Consider the following 17,906-nt stretch of genomic DNA (forward strand, 5'->3'; position numbering starts at 1 on the left):
AGCCAAGGCTGGGGGCGTAAGCCCCCGGCCTTTGGTCGTTGTTGCAGGCCCGCGTACTGCGCGGGTGGAATCAGGCGGTAGAAAGCCCAACACGGGCTGCGGTCAAATCCCGGCACGCCCGCGCATCGCGCGGCAGCAGGGAAGTAGATGCAGACGAGTTGGCAGTTGGAAGTAGCGGGAGAAGGCGTGCTGGTGCCGGCAATACCAGCGACTTCCAACTGACAATTTCAAAGTTCCCTTCAGGGTCGTGGACGCACGGCCCGCACAACAAGGTGGAAGACCTCATGACGTCCTATTCGTTCACCGAAAAGAAGCGTATCCGCAAGGATTTCGGCAAGCAGCGCTCGATTCTCGAAGTGCCGTTCCTGCTCGCGATCCAGGTGGATTCCTACCGTGATTTCCTGCAGGAGAACATCGATCCGGCCAAGCGTGCCGATCATGGCCTGCACGCCGCGCTGAAGTCGGTCTTCCCGATCGCCAGCTACAGCGGCAATGCCGCCCTGGAGTACGTCGGCTACAAGCTGGGCGAGCCGGTCTTCGACGAACGTGAATGCCGCCAGCGCGGCATGAGCTACGGCGCTCCGCTGCGCGTGACCGTGCGCCTGGTGATCTACGACCGCGAGTCGTCGACCAAGGCCATCAAGTACGTGAAGGAGCAGGAGGTCTATCTGGGCGAAATCCCGCTGATGACCGAGAACGGCACCTTCATCGTCAACGGCACCGAGCGCGTCATCGTCTCGCAGCTGCACCGTTCGCCGGGCGTGTTCTTCGACCACGACCGCGGCAAGACCCACAGCTCGGGCAAGCTGTTGTACAGCGCCCGCATCATCCCCTACCGCGGTTCCTGGCTGGACTTCGAGTTCGACCCGAAGGACGCGCTGTTCACCCGTATCGACCGCCGCCGCAAGCTGCCGGTGTCGATCCTGCTGCGCGCGCTTGGCTACAGCAACGAAGAGATGCTGGCCGAGTTCTTCGAGATCAACACCTTCCACATCAACCCGGATGAAGGCGTCCAGCTGGAGCTGGTGCCGGAGCGCCTGCGTGGCGAAACCCTGGGCTTCGACCTCGCCGACGGCGACAAGGTCATCGTGGAAGCCGGCAAGCGCATCACCGCGCGCCACATCAAGCAGCTGGAAGCCTCGGGCATTGCGGCCCTGGCCGTGCCGGACGACTACCTGGTCGGCCGCATCCTGTCGCACGACGTGGTTGATGCCTCGACCGGCGAACTGCTGGCCCAGGCCAATGACGAGATCAGCGAAGAGCAGCTGCAGAACTTCCGCAAGGCAGGCGTCGATGCGGTCGGTACCCTGTGGGTGAACGACCTGGATCGTGGTCCGTACCTGTCCAACACCCTGCGCATCGATCCGACCAAGACCCAGCTGGAAGCACTGGTCGAGATCTACCGCATGATGCGTCCGGGCGAGCCGCCGACCAAGGACGCCGCGCAGAACCTGTTCCACAACCTGTTCTTCACCTTCGAGCGCTACGACCTGTCCGCGGTCGGCCGCATGAAGTTCAACCGTCGCGTGGGCCGCAAGGAAACCACCGGCGAAGCCGTGCTGTACGACAGCAAGTACTTCGGTGAGCGCAACGACGAAGAGTCCAAGCGCCTGGTCGCTGCCCATGGCGACAGCTCCGACATCCTGGACGTGATCAAGGTCCTGACCGAGATCCGCAATGGTCGCGGCGTGGTCGACGACATCGATCACCTGGGCAACCGTCGCGTGCGTTCGGTCGGTGAAATGGCCGAGAACGTGTTCCGCGTCGGCCTGGTCCGCGTCGAGCGCGCGGTCAAGGAACGCCTGTCGATGGCCGAGTCCGAAGGCCTGACGCCGCAGGAACTGATCAACGCCAAGCCGGTCGCTGCCGCCATCAAGGAGTTCTTCGGCTCCTCGCAGCTGTCACAGTTCATGGATCAGAACAACCCGCTGTCGGAAGTGACCCACAAGCGTCGCGTCTCGGCCCTGGGCCCGGGCGGCCTGACCCGTGAGCGCGCCGGCTTCGAAGTGCGCGACGTGCACCCGACCCACTACGGCCGCGTCTGCACCATCGAAACGCCGGAAGGCCCGAACATCGGCCTGATCAACTCGCTGGCCGTGTACGCCCGCACCAACCAGTACGGTTTCCTCGAGACCCCGTACCGCAAGGTCGTGGACGGCAAGGTCTCCGACGAGATCGAGTTCCTGTCGGCGATCGAGGAAAACGAGTACGTCATCGCCCAGGCCAACGCCCTGACCGATGCCAAGAGCATGCTGACCGAGCAGTTCGTGCCGTGCCGCTACCAGGGCGAGTCGCTGCTGAAGCCGCCGGCGGAGGTCCACTTCATGGACGTCTCGCCGATGCAGACCGTGTCGATCGCGGCCGCGCTGGTGCCGTTCCTGGAGCACGATGACGCCAACCGCGCACTGATGGGCGCGAACATGCAGCGTCAGGCCGTGCCGACCCTGCGTTCGCAGAAGCCGCTGGTCGGCACCGGCATCGAGCGCGCCGTGGCGCGTGACTCCGGTGTGACCGTGAACGCCCGTCGTGGCGGTGAGATCGTGCAGATCGACGCCGCCCGCATCGTGGTCAAGGTGGTCGAGGAAGAGATCGTCGGTGCCACCGACGCCGGCGTCGACATCTACAACCTGGTCAAGTACACCCGTTCCAACCAGAACACCTGCATCAACCAGCGTCCGCTGGTCCAGGTGGGTGACGTCATCGCCCGCGGCGACGTGCTCGCCGACGGTCCGTCCACCGACATCGGCGAACTGGCCCTGGGCCAGAACATGCTGATCGCGTTCATGCCGTGGAACGGCTACAACTTCGAAGACTCCATCCTGCTCTCCGAGCGCGTGGTGGAAGAGGATCGCTACACCACGATCCACATCGAAGAGCTGACCTGCGTCGCGCGCGACACCAAGCTGGGGCCGGAGGAAATCTCCGCCGACATCCCGAACGTTTCCGAGCAGGCGCTGAACCGCCTGGACGAGAGCGGCGTGGTGTACATCGGTGCGGAAGTCCGCGCCGGCGACATCCTGGTCGGCAAGGTCACGCCGAAGGGCGAGAGCCAGCTGACCCCGGAAGAGAAGCTGCTGCGCGCGATCTTCGGCGAGAAGGCTTCGGACGTTAAGGACAGCTCGCTGCGCGTTCCGCCGGGCATGGACGGCACCGTCATCGACGTGCAGGTCTTCACCCGCGACGGCATCGAGAAGGACAAGCGTGCGCGCCAGATCGAAGAGTCGGAAATCAAGCGCGTCAAGAAGGACTTCGACGACCAGTTCCGCATCCTGGAAGCCGCCATCTACATGCGTCTGCGTTCGCAGATCGTCGGCAAGGTGGTCAACGGCGGTGCCGGCCTGAAGAAGGGTGACGTCATCACCGACGCGTACCTGGACGGCCTGAAGAAGGCTGACTGGTTCGTGCTGCGCATGAAGGACGAGGACGCTTCGGAAGCCATCGAGCGCGCCCAGAAGCAGATCCAGGCGCACGAGAAGGAATTCGAGCGTCGCTTCGCCGACAAGCGCGGCAAGATCACCGCAGGCGACGACCTGGCTCCGGGTGTGCTGAAGATGGTCAAGGTGTTCCTGGCCGTGAAGCGCCGCATCCAGCCGGGCGACAAGATGGCAGGTCGCCACGGCAACAAGGGTGTGGTGTCCAACGTGGTGCCGGTCGAGGACATGCCGTACATGGCCTCGGGCGAAACCGTGGATATCGTGCTGAACCCGCTGGGCGTGCCGTCGCGTATGAACATCGGCCAGATCCTGGAAGTGCACCTGGGTTGGGCCGCCAAGGGCCTGGGCCGCAAGATCCAGGCGATGCTGGAAGCCCAGGCGGCCGTTGCCGACCTGCGCCGGTTCCTGGACGACATCTACAACCACGATGACACCAACGTGGCCAACCGTGTCGACCTGTCGCAGTTCAGCGACGAGGAGCTGCTGCGCCTGGCCCGCAACCTCACCGACGGCGTGCCGATGGCCACCCCGGTGTTCGACGGTGCCACCGAAGCGGAAATCAAGCGCATGCTGGAACTGGCCGATCTGCCGAGCAGTGGCCAGACCCAGCTGTACGACGGCCGCACCGGTGAAGCGTTCGATCGCCACACCACCGTGGGTTACATGCACTACCTGAAGCTGAACCACCTGGTCGACGACAAGATGCACGCGCGTTCGACCGGTCCGTACTCGCTCGTTACCCAGCAGCCGCTGGGCGGCAAGGCGCAGTTCGGTGGTCAGCGCTTCGGTGAAATGGAAGTCTGGGCGCTGGAAGCCTACGGCGCGGCCTACACCCTGCAGGAAATGCTGACGGTGAAGTCCGATGACGTGCAGGGCCGCAACCAGATGTACAAGAACATCGTCGACGGTGAGCACGAGATGGTCGCGGGCATGCCGGAATCCTTCAACGTGCTCGTGAAGGAAATCCGCTCGCTGGCCATCAACATGGAACTGGAAGACAACTGATCCATGCCGGCGCGGCGGCTCTCTCCGCCGCGCCGCTGGCAGTGACCTGAAAGCCCATCGACACAGCATTCCTCCTTCTGGAGAACACCATGAAAGACCTGCTCAATCTCTTCAACCAGCAGCGCCAGACGCTGGACTTCGACGCGATCAAGATCGCGCTGGCTTCGCCGGACCTGATCCGCTCGTGGTCCTTCGGCGAAGTGAAGAAGCCGGAAACCATCAACTACCGTACCTTCAAGCCGGAACGCGACGGCCTGTTCTGCGCCGCCATCTTCGGCCCGGTCAAGGACTACGAGTGCCTGTGCGGCAAGTACAAGCGCATGAAGCACCGCGGCGTGGTCTGCGAGAAGTGCGGCACTGAAGTGACCCTGGCCAAGGTGCGCCGCGAGCGCATGGGCCACATCGACCTGGCCTCGCCGGTCGCGCACATCTGGTTCCTCAAGTCGCTGCCGTCGCGCATCGGCCTGATGCTGGACATGACCCTGCGCGACATCGAGCGCGTGCTGTACTTCGAAGCCTACGTGGTGACCGAGCCGGGCCTGACCGCCCTGGAGCGCCGCCAGCTGCTGACCGAAGAACAGTACCTGCAGGCCCGCCAGGAGCACGGTGACGACTTCGACGCCGCCATGGGCGCCGAGGCCGTGTACGAACTGCTGCGCACGATCGACCTGCAGTCGGAGATGACCCGCCTGCGCGAGGAGATCGCCGCGACCGGTTCGGAAACCAAGCTGAAGCGACTGACCAAGCGCATCAAGCTGATCGAGGCCTTCCTGGAGTCGGGCAACCGTCCGGAATGGATGGTGATGACCGTGCTGCCGGTGCTGCCGCCGGACCTGCGTCCGCTGGTGCCGCTGGACGGTGGCCGCTTCGCGACCTCGGACCTGAACGACCTGTACCGTCGCGTCATCAACCGCAACAACCGCCTGCGCCGCCTGCTCGAACTGAGCGCGCCGGACATCATCGTGCGCAATGAAAAGCGCATGCTGCAGGAATCGGTCGATGCGCTGCTGGACAACGGTCGCCGTGGCCGTGCCATCACCGGCACCAACAAGCGCCCGCTGAAGTCGCTGGCCGACATGATCAAGGGCAAGCAGGGTCGCTTCCGTCAGAACCTGCTGGGCAAGCGCGTGGACTACTCGGGCCGTTCGGTCATCGTGGTCGGTCCGTACCTGCGCCTGCACCAGTGCGGCCTGCCGAAGAAGATGGCGCTGGAGCTGTTCAAGCCGTTCGTGTTCGCCAAGCTGCAGCGTCGTGGCCTGGCCACCACCATCAAGGCCGCCAAGAAGCTGGTCGAGCGCGAAGAAGCCGAAGTCTGGGACATCCTGGAAGAGGTCATCCGCGAGCATCCGGTGATGCTGAACCGCGCGCCGACCCTGCACCGTCTGGGCATCCAGGCGTTCGAGCCGGTGCTGATCGAAGGCAAGGCCATCCAGCTGCATCCGCTGGTCTGCACCGCGTTCAACGCCGACTTCGACGGTGACCAGATGGCCGTCCACGTGCCGCTCTCGCTGGAAGCCCAGCTGGAAGCGCGTGCGCTGATGATGTCGACCAACAACATCCTGTCGCCGGCCAACGGCGAGCCGATCATCGTGCCGTCGCAGGACGTCGTGCTGGGTCTGTACTACATGACCCGCTCGCTGGAAAACAAGAAGGGCGAGGGCATGGCCTTCGCCAACATCGCCGAAGTCAAGCGCGCCTACGACAACCGCGTGGTGGAACTGCACGCCAAGGTCAAGGTCCGCATCACCGAAGTGGTGACCGACGAGGAAGGCAACAAGCAGAACAAGACCTCGATCGTGGATACCACGATCGGTCGCGCCCTGCTGGCTGAAATCCTGCCGGAAGGCCTGCCGTTCGCGCTGGCCAACACCGAGCTGACCAAGAAGAACATCTCGCGCCTGATCAACTCCAGCTACCGTCAGCTGGGTCTGAAGGACACGGTCGTGTTCGCCGACAAGCTGATGTACACCGGCTTCGCCTACGCAACCCGCGCCGGCGTGTCGATCGGTATCGACGACATGCTGATCCCGGACGAGAAGCGCGGCATCCTCACCGAGGCCGAAGCCGAAGTGCTGGAAATCCAGGAGCAGTACCAGTCGGGTCTGGTCACCGCTGGCGAGCGCTACAACAAGGTGGTCGACATCTGGTCGCGCACCAACGAGCGCATCGCCAAGGCGATGATGGACACCATCGGTACCGAGAAGGTCGTCAATGCCAAGGGTGAGACCATCGATCAGAAGTCGATGAACTCGCTGTACATCATGGCCGACTCCGGTGCACGAGGCAGCCAGGCGCAGATCCGTCAGCTGGCCGGCATGCGCGGCCTGATGGCCCGCCCGGACGGCTCGATCATCGAGACGCCCATCAAGGCGAACTTCCGCGAAGGCCTGAACGTGCAGGAGTACTTCAACTCCACCCACGGTGCCCGTAAGGGTCTGGCCGATACCGCGCTGAAGACCGCGAACTCGGGTTACCTGACCCGTCGACTGGTCGACGTGGCGCAGGACGTGGTGATCACCGAGGTGGATTGCGGTACCACCGAAGGCCTGATCATGACCCCGATCGTGGAAGGCGGTGACGTGGTCGAGCCGCTGAAGGACCGCGTGCTGGGTCGCGTGGTTGCCGAGGACGTGTTCCTGCCGGGCAACGACGAAGATCCGATCGTCACCCGCAACACCCTGCTGGACGAGCAGTGGGTCGCCAAGCTGGAAGATGCCGGCGTGCAGAGCATCAAGGTGCGTTCGACGATTTCGTGCGAATCGGCCTTCGGTGTCTGCGCTCGCTGCTACGGCCGCGATCTGGCCCGTGGCCATCTGGTCAACATCGGTGAAGCGGTCGGCGTCATCGCCGCCCAGTCCATCGGTGAGCCGGGTACCCAGCTGACCATGCGTACCTTCCACATCGGTGGTGCGGCGTCGCGAGCTGCTGCGGTCGACAACATCACCGTCAAGACCACCGGCTCGGTCAAGTTCAGCAACCTCAAGTCGGTCGAGCATGCCAACGGCTCGCTGGTGGCAGTGTCGCGCTCGGGCGAAATCTCGGTGCTCGATGCCCACGGCCGTGAGCGTGAGCGTTACAAGCTGCCGTACGGTGCGACCATCACGTCCAAGGACGGCGATGCGATCAAGGCTGGCCAGACCGTGGCCAACTGGGATCCGCATAACCACCCGATCGTGTCGGAAGTGGCCGGCTTCATCCGCTTCATCGACTTCGTCGACGGCATCACCGTCATCGAGAAGACCGACGAGCTGACCGGCCTGGCCTCGCGCGAAATCACCGATCCGAAGCGTCGTGGTACCCAGGCCAAGGACCTGCGCCCGATCGTGCGCATCGTCGACGCCAAGGGCAACGACCTGTCGATCCCGGGCACCGATCTGCCGGCGCAGTACCTGCTGCCGCCGCGCTCGATCGTCAACCTGCAGGATGGCGCCCCGGTGGGCGTGGGCGACGTCGTCGCCAAGATCCCGCAGGAAGCCTCGAAGACCCGCGACATCACCGGTGGTCTGCCGCGCGTGGCCGACCTCTTCGAAGCGCGCAAGCCGAAGGATCCGGCGGTGCTGGCCGAGCGTTCGGGCATCATCAGCTTCGGCAAGGACACCAAGGGCAAGCAGCGCCTGATCATCAAGGACACCGATGGTTCGGAGCACGAAGAGCTGATTCCGAAGTACCGCCAGGTCATCGTGTTCGAAGGCGAGCATGTCACCAAGGGTGAAACCATCGTTGACGGCGAGCCGAGCCCGCAGGACATCCTGCGCCTGCTGGGTGTCGAACCGCTGGCGGCCTACCTGGTCAAGGAAATCCAGGACGTGTACCGCCTGCAGGGCGTGAAGATCAACGACAAGCACATCGAGGTGATCACCCGCCAGATGCTGCGCAAGGTCGAGATCACCGATCAGGGCAGCAGCAAGTTCCTGAACGGCGAGCAGGTCGAACGCCAGCGCGTTATCGAGGAGAATGCCCGCCTGTCGACCCGCAACGAGCTGCCGGCGCGGTTTGATCCGGTCCTGCTGGGCATCACCAAGGCCTCGCTGGCCACCGAGTCGTTCATCTCGGCGGCGTCGTTCCAGGAGACCACCCGTGTGCTGACCGAAGCGGCCGTGCGCGGCACCTCGGACAACCTGCGTGGCCTGAAGGAAAACGTCATCGTCGGCCGTCTGATTCCGGCCGGTACCGGTCTGGCGTACCACAGCCAGCGCCGTCGTGGCGCGTCCGGCCTCACCGAGTCGGAGATGCAGACCCTGGCCGGCACCCCGGCGGCGGTCGAGGCTCCGGCAGTGGAAGCCGAGACCGAACAGGCTGCGGGCGAGGAATGAGGTGACCGGTCCGGCCGCAAGGCCGGACCCACCTTTGCGGTAACGCCCGGGGACATGCCCGGGCGGGCTTGAAGGGCAGGGCGGCGCAGGCCGTCCGACCTGGCTGTAGCGGCAGGCGGCTCCATCCGTGGAGGGCCGGTCGAACCTGAACGGGGTACATGGAGGCCCCCCAGTAACGTTCCGGGATCAGGGACGGGCTTGACAGGGCGCGTTTGACGTCGTTCCTGGCAGGTTGCTACAATCGTCTGTCTCAGCAGGCCAGAATTTTGGCCTGCTTTAACATTTCCGCATCTCTGGCCGGATTTTCCGGCCACCAATCAGAAGAACCTACTGATGGCGACGATCAACCAGCTGGTCCGCAAGCCGCGGCAAGCGACCACCTACAAGAGTGCCTCGCCGGCGCTCGACAAGTGCCCGCAGCGCCGTGGCGTCTGCACCCGTGTCTACACCACCACTCCGAAGAAGCCGAACTCGGCCCTTCGCAAGGTTGCCAAGGTCCGCCTGACCAACCAGGAAGAAGTGATTTCCTACATCGGTGGTGAAGGCCACAACCTGCAGGAGCACTCCGTGGTCCTGATCCGCGGCGGTCGCGTCAGGGACCTGCCGGGTGTGCGTTACCACACCGTTCGTGGCTCGCTCGACGCCGCCGGCGTTGCCAAGCGTCGCCAGGCCCGTTCCAAGTACGGCGCCAAGCGTCCGAAGGCCTAAGGAGAGAGCACTATGTCGCGTAAGGGTAATACTCCGCAGCGTTCCGTCCTGCCCGATCCGAAGCACGGAAGCGAAACCATCGCCCGCTTCATCAACATGGTCATGCAGAGCGGCAAGAAGTCCGTCGCCGAAAAGATCGTGTACGGCGCCATGGACGTGATCACCGAGAAGAACAGCAGCGCCAACGCCATCGAGCTGGTGCAGAAGGCGCTGGACAACGTCGCTCCGGCGGTCGAAGTCAAGTCGCGTCGCGTCGGCGGTGCCACCTACCAGGTGCCGGTCGAAGTGCGTGCCTCGCGCAAGATGGCTCTGGCCATGCGCTGGCTGATCGACTCCGCGCGCAAGCGTGGTGAGAACACCATGCCGAAGAAGCTGGCTGCTGAACTGATCGACGCCTCGGAAAACCGTGGTGGCGCCATCAAGAAGCGCGAAGAAACCCACCGCATGGCCGAAGCCAACAAGGCATTCGCCCACTACCGCTGGTGAGTTTGACGGCCTTGCAAAACAGGCAGGGCAGCACCACCTAGGTGCTGCCTCGCGGTCCCAGAAGGACTGCGCCAACCCGAAGGCCGCCGAAAGGCGGCGTTCGGCCATCCGAAATCCAAGAAATCTGAGAGGCTCCCCGTGGCCCGTTCCACTCCCATCGAGCGTTACCGTAACTTCGGCATCATGGCTCACATCGATGCCGGCAAGACCACCACGTCCGAGCGCATCCTGTTCTACACCGGCAAGAGCCACAAGATCGGTGAAGTGCATGACGGCGCCGCCACCATGGACTGGATGGAGCAGGAGCAGGAGCGTGGCATCACGATCCAGTCCGCTGCCACCACCGCGTTCTGGAAGGGCATGGACAAGTCCCTGCCGGAGCATCGCTTCAACATCATCGACACCCCCGGACACGTCGACTTCACCATCGAAGTGGAGCGCTCGCTGCGCGTGCTCGACGGTGCGGTGTTCGTGCTGTGTGCCGTCGGTGGCGTGCAGCCGCAGTCGGAAACCGTGTGGCGCCAGGCCAACAAGTACCACGTGCCGCGCATCGCGTTCGTCAACAAGATGGACCGTACCGGTGCCAACTTCCAGAAGGTCGTCGGCCAGCTGAAGGCCAAGCTGGGCGCGGTTGCCGTGCCGATGCAGCTGCCGATCGGCGCTGAAGACAACTTCAAGGGCGTCGTCGACCTGCTGAAGATGAAGGCCATCCACTGGGATGAAGCCTCGCAGGGCATGAAGTTCGAGTACAGCGACATCCCGGCTGAACTGCAGGCGGCTGCTGAAGAAGCCCGCCAGTTCATGGTCGAGACCGCTGCCGAAGCCAGCGAAGAGCTGATGGAGAAGTACCTGGGCGGCGAAGAGCTGGCCGAGGCTGAAATCATCAACGCGCTGCGTACCCGCACCCTGGCCACCGAGATCGTGCCGATGTACTGCGGCTCGGCGTTCAAGAACAAGGGCGTGCAGGCCATGCTGGACGGCGTGATCCAGCTGCTGCCGTCGCCGGTCGATGTGCCGGACGTGAAGGGCGTGGACGTCGACGACGATACCGTCGAGATGACCCGCAAGTCGGACGACAAGGCGCCGTTCTCGTCGCTGGCCTTCAAGATCATCACCGACCCGTTCGTCGGCGCGCTGACCTTCTTCCGCGTCTACTCGGGCACGCTGAACGGTGGTGACACCGTGCTGAACTCGGTGAAGGGCAAGAAGGAGCGCATCGGCCGCATCCTGCAGATGCACTCGAACAACCGCGAGGAAATCAAGGAAGTTCTGGCGGGTGACATCGCTGCGGCCGTGGGCCTGAAGGACACCACCACCGGTGACACCCTGTGCGCCGTGGACGCCCCGATCATCCTGGAGCGCATGACGTTCCCGGAGCCGGTGATCTCGATGGCCGTCGAGCCGAAGACCAAGTCGGACCAGGAAAAGATGGGTCTGGCCCTGGGTCGTCTGGCGCAGGAAGATCCGTCGTTCCGCGTCAAGACCGACGAAGAATCCGGCCAGACCATCATCTCCGGCATGGGCGAGCTGCACCTGGACATCATCGTCGACCGCCTGAAGCGCGAGTTCAACGTTGAAGCCAACGTCGGTGCGCCGCAGGTGGCCTACCGCGAAACGATCACCCTGGCCGACGTCAAGTCGGACTACAAGCACGCCAAGCAGTCCGGTGGTAAGGGTCAGTACGGTCACGTCGTGATCGAGCTGTCGCCGATCACCGCTGAAGACCGTGCCGATCCGAAGCTGGCTCCGGCCATCAAGGACGACTTCCTGTTCATCAACGACATCACCGGCGGCGTGATCCCGAAGGAATTCATTCCGTCGGTCGAGAAGGGCCTGCGCGAAACCATCACCAGCGGCCCGCTGGCTGGCTTCCCGGTCGTGGACGTCAAGGTGAAGCTGGTGTTCGGTTCGTACCACGACGTCGACTCCTCGGAAATGGCGTTCAAGCTGGCTTCGTCGATGGCCTTCAAGCAGGGCTTCGCCAAGGCCAAGCCGGTGCTGCTGGAGCCGATCATGAAGGTCGAGATCGTGACCCCGGAGGATTACCAGGGTGACGTGATGGGCGACGTCAGCCGTCGTCGCGGCGTGCTGCAGGGTTCCGACACCACCGGTGACGGTTCGGCCAGCATCATCAACGCGATGATCCCGCTGGGTGAAATGTTCGGCTACGCCACTGCGCTGCGTTCGCAGACCCAGGGCCGCGCCACCTTCACCATGGAATTCGATCACTACGAGCCGGCTCCGACCAACATCGCCGAAGCCGTCATGAAGAAGGGCTGAGCCTCGCTCAGCCTCTCTTGAAACCACTTACGAACAATCAAGGTATATAACAATGGCAAAGGGTAAGTTCGAGCGCACCAAGCCGCACGTCAACGTCGGCACCATCGGTCACGTCGACCACGGCAAGACCACGCTGACCGCCGCGCTGACCAAGATCGGCGCCGAGCGCTTCGGTGGCGAGTTCAAGGCGTATGACGCCATCGACGCCGCACCGGAAGAAAAGGCTCGTGGCATCACGATCTCGACCGCGCACGTCGAATACGAATCCCCGACCCGTCACTACGCCCACGTTGACTGCCCGGGCCACGCTGACTACGTCAAGAACATGATCACCGGTGCCGCCCAGATGGACGGCGCGATCCTGGTGTGCTCGGCCGCTGACGGCCCGATGCCGCAGACCCGCGAGCACATCCTGCTGTCGCGTCAGGTCGGCGTGCCGTACATCGTGGTGTTCCTGAACAAGGCTGACATGGTCGACGACGCCGAGCTGCTCGAGCTGGTCGAAATGGAAGTGCGCGAACTGCTGAGCAAGTACGAGTTCCCGGGCGACGACACCCCGATCATCTCGGGTTCGGCCCGCCTGGCGCTGGAAGGCGACCAGAGCGAGATCGGCGTGCCGGCGATCCTGAAGCTGGTCGACGCGCTGGACACCTGGATTCCGGAGCCGGAGCGTGCGATCGACAAGCCGTTCCTGATGCCGGTGGAAGACGTGTTCTCGATCTCGGGCCGCGGCACCGTGGTGACCGGTCGTATCGAGCGCGGCGTGATCAAGGTTGGTGACGAAATCGAAATCGTCGGTATCCGTCCGACCCAGAAGACCACCGTGACCGGCGTGGAAATGTTCCGCAAGCTGCTGGACCAGGGCCAGGCAGGCGACAACGCCGGTCTGCTGCTGCGCGGCACCAAGCGTGACGACGTCGAGCGCGGCCAGGTTCTGGCCAAGCCGGGTTCGATCACCCCGCACACCGAGTTCGAAGGCGAAGTGTACGTGCTGTCGAAGGACGAGGGCGGCCGTCACACCCCGTTCTTCAACGGCTACCGCCCGCAGTTCTACTTCCGCACCACCGACATCACCGGCGCTGCCAAGCTGCCGGAAGGCGTGGAAATGGTGATGCCGGGTGACAACGTCAAGATGACCGTGACCCTGATCAACCCGGTCGCGATGGACGAAGGCCTGCGCTTCGCCATCCGCGAAGGTGGCCGCACCGTCGGCGCCGGCGTGGTCTCGAAGATCATCAAGTAATCTGTTAGACTCTGCGCCCCGATGTTGCCTGGGTAGGGCATCGGGGCGTATCAAAATGGGAAAGCAGGCACAGGATGTGCCTTGTGTTCCCCGGACCAGGAAGGGTCAAGGCCATTCAGGCGGCGTCAACAGGAGACTGTTGACAGTCTGCCTGGCGTGCCATTATGCTTCTACGTCTGGGCAGGCCGGGAAACTGGTCTGCCTACGTTTTTGAGGTCTACGGATTGACCTTGTCGGCCTGCAGGAGTGCGGGCCGTCCGTATGCAGGAATTTCATGGGGCAAAGCAACCCAGAGGCTTTGTCTGTCGCTCTTTTAACGAAGGAACCTACCGCCATGGCGGACCAAAAGATCCGGATCCGGCTGAAAGCGTTCGATCATCGTCTGATCGACCGTTCGGCCAGCGAGATCGTTGAAACGGCAAAGCGGACCGGCGCGCAAGTGCGTGGCCCGATCCCGCTGCCGACCAAGATCGAGCGTTACACCGTTCTCGTTTCCCCGCACGTCGACAAGGACGCGCGTGACCAGTACGAGACCCGCACGCACAAGCGCGTGCTCGATATCGTTGACCCGAATGACAAGACCGTGGACGCGCTGATGAAGCTCGAACTGGCTGCCGGCGTCGACGTTCAGATCAAGCTGACCTGAGGACTACGACCATGACGAAGAAGTATTCGTTGGGCTTCGTGGGCCGCAAGGCCGGCATGAGCCGCGTGTTCACCGAAGATGGTCGTTCCATCCCGGTGACCCTGATCGAAGCCACCCCGAACCGCATCGCGCAGATCAAGACCGTCGAAACCGACGGCTACAGCGCCGTGCAGGTGACCGTCGGCGCGCGTCGCGCTGCCCTGGTCAACAAGCCGGAAGCCGGCCACTTCGCCAAGGCGAAGGTGGAAGCGGGTCGTGGCCTGTGGGAATTCCGCGTTGAAGACGCGCAGCTCGGCGATTTCGCCGTCGGCGGCGAAGTCAAGGCGGACATCTTCGAAGTCGGCCAGATCGTCGACGTCCAGGGTGTCACCAAGGGTAAGGGTTTCCAGGGCACCATCAAGCGCCACAACTTCCGTATGGGCGATGCAACCCACGGTAACTCGCTGTCGCATCGCGCGCCGGGTTCGCTGGGTCAGCGCCAGACCCCGGGTCGCGTTTTCCCGGGCAAGAAGATGTCGGGCCACATGGGCGCGGTGCAGCAGAGCACCCAGAACCTGGAAGTGGTCAAGGTCGACGTCGAGCGCGGTCTGATTGCGGTTCGCGGCGCCGTTCCTGGCGCGGCGGGTGGCGATGTGATCGTCCGTCCGGCGAGCAAGGCATAAGGAGAGATGACGATGGAACTCGTTATCACGGGTAGCAACAACAAGGTCTCGGTCTCCGACGCCGTGTTCGGTCGCGATTTCAGCGAAGATCTGGTCCACCAGGTCGTCGTTGCTTACCGCAACGCCGGTCGCGCCGGCACTAAGGCACAGAAGACTCGCTCCGAAGTGGCTGGTACCACCAAGAAGTCGAAGAAGCAGAAGGGCGGCGGCGCGCGTCATGGCGCACTGACGGCTCCGATCTTCGTCGGCGGCGGTGTCACCTTCGCGGCCAAGCCGCGCAGCTTCGAGCAGAAGGTCAATCGTAAGCAGTACCGTGCCGCCATGTGCGCGATCCTGTCCGAGCTGAACCGTCAGGGCCGTCTGACCATCGTGGAGGCCTTCGATGTCGAAGCGACCAGCACGAAGGGTCTGATCGCCAAGCTGGCCGGCCTGGAAGTGGGCAAGCGCCCGCTGATCGTCACCGAGGAAGCCTCCGAGCACCTGTACCTGTCCGCCCGCAATCTGCCGTACGTGCAGGTGCGTGACGTGCAGGGCCTGGACCCGGTGTCGCTGGTCGGTGCCGACACGGTCGTCATCACCGCTGACGCGGTCAAGAAGGTCGAGGAGTGGCTGGCATGAACAGCAACGAAAAAATCTTCAGCGTGCTGCGTGCCCCGCGTGTCTCCGAAAAGACCGCGCGCCTGCAGGAACTCTCCAACCAGTATGTCTTCGAAGTTTCGAACGAAGCCACCAAGGCCGATGTAAAGGCCGCGGTTGAGCAGCTGTTCGACGTCAAGGTCGAAGCCGTCAACGTGGTCAACGTCAAGGGCAAGAACAAGTCCTTCCGTAACCGTGCTGGCCGCCGCGGCGATTGGCGCAAGGCGTACGTTCGCCTGGCCGATGGCCAGTCGATCGATGTAACGGCCAAGGCCTGAGGTACATCCCATGCCATTGATGAAATTCAAGCCCACTTCCCCCGGCCGCCGTTCGGCCGTGCGCGTGGTTACGCCCGACCTGCACAAGGGTGCTCCGCACGCTGCGCTGGTCGAGTCGCAGAGCCGCTCGGGTGGTCGTAACCACCACGGCCGCATCACCACCCGTCACGTCGGTGGTGGCCACAAGCAGCACTACCGCATCATCGACTTCAAGCGCAACAAGCTGGGCATCCCGGCGCGCGTGGAACGCATCGAATACGATCCGAACCGCACCGCCCATATCGCCCTGCTGTGCTACGTCGACGGCGAGCGTCGCTACATCATCGCCCCGAAGGGCCTGAAGGCCGGTGATCAGGTGATCGCTGGTTCGGATGCCCCGATCAAGGCGGGCAACACCCTGCCGCTGCGCAACATCCCGGTCGGTACCACCATCCACTGCATCGAGCTGAAGCCGGGCAAGGGCGCTCAGATCGCCCGCGCTGCAGGTGCTGCCGTGCAGCTGGTCGCCCGCGAAGGCATCTACGCCACCCTGCGCCTGCGCTCGGGTGAAATGCGTAAGGTTCCGGTCGAGTGCTGCGCCACCATCGGCGAAGTCGGCAACGACGAGCACAGCCTGGAAAAGCTGGGCAAGGCCGGTGCCAAGCGCTGGCGCGGCGTCCGCCCGACCGTTCGTGGTGCTGCCATGAACCCGGTTGACCACCCGCACGGTGGTGGTGAGGCCAAGGCCGGCCAGGGTAACCCGCATCCGGTCACCCCGTGGGGTGTCCCGACCAAGGGTTACAAGACGCGCCATAACAAGCGCACTCAGCAGTTCATCGTCCGCGATCGTAGGGGCTAATCGACCATGGCACGTTCACTCAAGAAGGGCCCGTTCGTCGATCACCACCTCGTCAAGAAGGTGGAGGCCGCTGCGGGCAGCAAGAAGCCGATCAAGACCTGGTCGCGCCGTTCGATGATCCTGCCTGACATGGTAGGCATCACCATTGCCGTGCATAACGGCAAGAACCACATCCCGGTTCTCGTCAACGAGAACATGGTCGGCCACAAGCTCGGCGAATTTGCCATCACCCGGACCTTCAAGGGTCACGGTGGTGACAAGAAGTCGGGCAAGTAAGGAGAGATGACAATGGAAGCGAAAGCCATCCTGCGCACTGCGCGCATCTCCCCGCAGAAGGCTCGCCTGGTCGCTGACCAGGTGCGCGGTCTGCCGGCCGAACGTGCGGTCAATCTGCTGAAGTTCTCGGACAAGAAGGCTGCCCACCTGATCAAGAAGGTGGTGGAGTCGGCTATTGCCAACGCCGAGAACAACCAGGGCGCCGACGTCGACGAGCTGAAGGTTCAGACCATCATGGTTGATGAAGGTCCGACCCTGAAGCGTTTCATGGCGCGGGCGAAAGGCCGCGGTACCCGCATCCTCAAGCGCACCAGCCACATCACTGTGGTTGTGGGCGCCGGCAAGTAAGCGGATAAGGAAAAGACCATGGGTCATAAAGTTCATCCGATTGGTATCCGTCTCGGTATTTCCAAGGACTGGAACTCCAAGTGGTACGCCAACAAGGCCGAGTTCGCTGGTTACCTGGCAGCCGACCTGAAAGTTCGCGAAATGCTGCGCAAGAAGCTGGCTCAGGCCGGCATCAGCAAGATCCTGATCGAGCGTCCGGCCAAGACCGCGCGCGTGACGATCCACACCGCCCGTCCGGGCGTGGTGATCGGCAAGCGTGGTGAGGACATCGAGAAGCTGCGCAAGGAAGTGAGCGAGATGATGGGCGTTCCGGCGCACATCAACGTCACCGAAGTGCGCAAGCCGGAACTGGACGCGCAGCTCGTTGCCGAGTCGATCGCCCAGCAGCTGGAGCGTCGCATCATGTTCCGCCGCGCAATGAAGCGCTCGGTGGGCAACGCGATGCGCCTGGGTGCCCTGGGCATCAAGGTCAACGTGGGTGGCCGCCTCAACGGTGCTGAAATCGCCCGTTCGGAGTGGTACCGCGAAGGCCGCGTGCCGCTGCACACCCTGCGTGCCGACATCGACTATGGCTTCGCTGAAGCCAAGACGACCTACGGCATCATCGGCATCAAGGTCTGGATCTACAAGGGCGAGGTCTTCGATTTCTCCCAGGTTGGCCAGGAAAAGCAGGACGACACCCCGTCGCGCAACGATCGTCACGATCGCGGCGACCGTGGTGACCGTCAGCGCCCGGCCCGTGAAGCGAGGTAA

The 17,906-nt window shown here is 63.5% G+C and carries 14 protein-coding genes; all 14 read left to right on the forward strand.

Features of this window, described 5'->3' with window-relative positions; genetic code table 11:
• The first annotated feature begins 284 nt into the window (after nt 1-284).
• The 14 genes from rpoB to rpsC all read left to right on the forward strand — a co-directional run bounded on the left by rpoB (nt 285) and on the right by rpsC (nt 17,906).
• On the forward strand, nt 285-4,439 hold the full coding sequence (gene rpoB / locus ACZLIF_RS03740; RefSeq protein ID WP_053519955.1) for a DNA-directed RNA polymerase subunit beta: 4,155 nt from the start codon (nt 285-287) through the stop codon (nt 4,437-4,439).
• Between the two features lie 89 nt (nt 4,440-4,528).
• Nucleotides 4,529-8,752, forward strand: a complete 4,224-nt coding sequence (rpoC, locus tag ACZLIF_RS03745; protein ID WP_053519956.1) for a DNA-directed RNA polymerase subunit beta' — start codon at nt 4,529-4,531, stop codon at nt 8,750-8,752.
• 333 nt (nt 8,753-9,085) lie between these two features.
• On the forward strand, nt 9,086-9,460 hold the full coding sequence (rpsL, locus tag ACZLIF_RS03750; protein ID WP_065722845.1) for a 30S ribosomal protein S12: 375 nt from the start codon (nt 9,086-9,088) through the stop codon (nt 9,458-9,460).
• 12 nt (nt 9,461-9,472) lie between these two features.
• Nucleotides 9,473-9,946 (forward strand): 30S ribosomal protein S7, encoded by a 474-nt coding sequence (rpsG, locus tag ACZLIF_RS03755; RefSeq protein ID WP_053519957.1) that lies wholly within the window; start codon nt 9,473-9,475, stop codon nt 9,944-9,946.
• A 138-nt stretch (nt 9,947-10,084) separates the two neighbouring features.
• Nucleotides 10,085-12,226, forward strand: a complete 2,142-nt coding sequence (gene fusA, locus ACZLIF_RS03760; protein WP_049470847.1) for an elongation factor G — start codon at nt 10,085-10,087, stop codon at nt 12,224-12,226.
• A gap of 52 nt (nt 12,227-12,278) precedes the next feature.
• Nucleotides 12,279-13,469, forward strand: coding sequence for an elongation factor Tu (tuf, locus tag ACZLIF_RS03765; RefSeq protein ID WP_065176003.1), 1,191 nt, complete (start codon nt 12,279-12,281; stop codon nt 13,467-13,469).
• 334 nt (nt 13,470-13,803) lie between these two features.
• Nucleotides 13,804-14,115 (forward strand): 30S ribosomal protein S10, encoded by a 312-nt coding sequence (gene rpsJ, locus ACZLIF_RS03770; protein ID WP_005408208.1) that lies wholly within the window; start codon nt 13,804-13,806, stop codon nt 14,113-14,115.
• 11 nt (nt 14,116-14,126) lie between these two features.
• Nucleotides 14,127-14,777: a 50S ribosomal protein L3 gene (gene rplC, locus ACZLIF_RS03775; RefSeq protein ID WP_004145336.1), complete on the forward strand. Its 651-nt coding sequence runs from the start codon at nt 14,127-14,129 to the stop codon at nt 14,775-14,777.
• Nucleotides 14,778-14,789: 12 nt separating this feature from the next.
• Complete coding sequence (gene rplD, locus ACZLIF_RS03780) at nt 14,790-15,395, forward strand: 50S ribosomal protein L4 (RefSeq protein WP_053519740.1); 606 nt, start codon at nt 14,790-14,792, stop codon at nt 15,393-15,395.
• Nucleotides 15,392-15,691: a 50S ribosomal protein L23 gene (gene rplW, locus ACZLIF_RS03785; RefSeq protein ID WP_004145338.1), complete on the forward strand. Its 300-nt coding sequence runs from the start codon at nt 15,392-15,394 to the stop codon at nt 15,689-15,691. The genes rplD and rplW overlap by 4 nt, the downstream gene beginning before the upstream one ends.
• Nucleotides 15,692-15,701: 10 nt before the next feature.
• Complete coding sequence (rplB, locus tag ACZLIF_RS03790) at nt 15,702-16,529, forward strand: 50S ribosomal protein L2 (RefSeq protein ID WP_053519741.1); 828 nt, start codon at nt 15,702-15,704, stop codon at nt 16,527-16,529.
• A gap of 6 nt (nt 16,530-16,535) precedes the next feature.
• Entirely contained in the window at nt 16,536-16,805 is a 270-nt protein-coding gene (gene rpsS, locus ACZLIF_RS03795; protein WP_005415413.1) for a 30S ribosomal protein S19, read from the forward strand.
• Between the two features lie 12 nt (nt 16,806-16,817).
• A complete protein-coding gene (rplV, locus tag ACZLIF_RS03800) occupies nt 16,818-17,153 on the forward strand; it encodes a 50S ribosomal protein L22 (RefSeq protein ID WP_080375339.1) in 336 nt (111 codons plus the stop codon).
• Between the two features lie 18 nt (nt 17,154-17,171).
• The gene (gene rpsC / locus ACZLIF_RS03805) at nt 17,172-17,906 is read left to right on the forward strand and encodes a 30S ribosomal protein S3 (protein ID WP_004145350.1); all 735 of its coding nucleotides are present in this window, start codon (nt 17,172-17,174) and stop codon (nt 17,904-17,906) included.

It is taken from the genome of Stenotrophomonas sp. 2201_Sma (assembly GCF_056486685.1).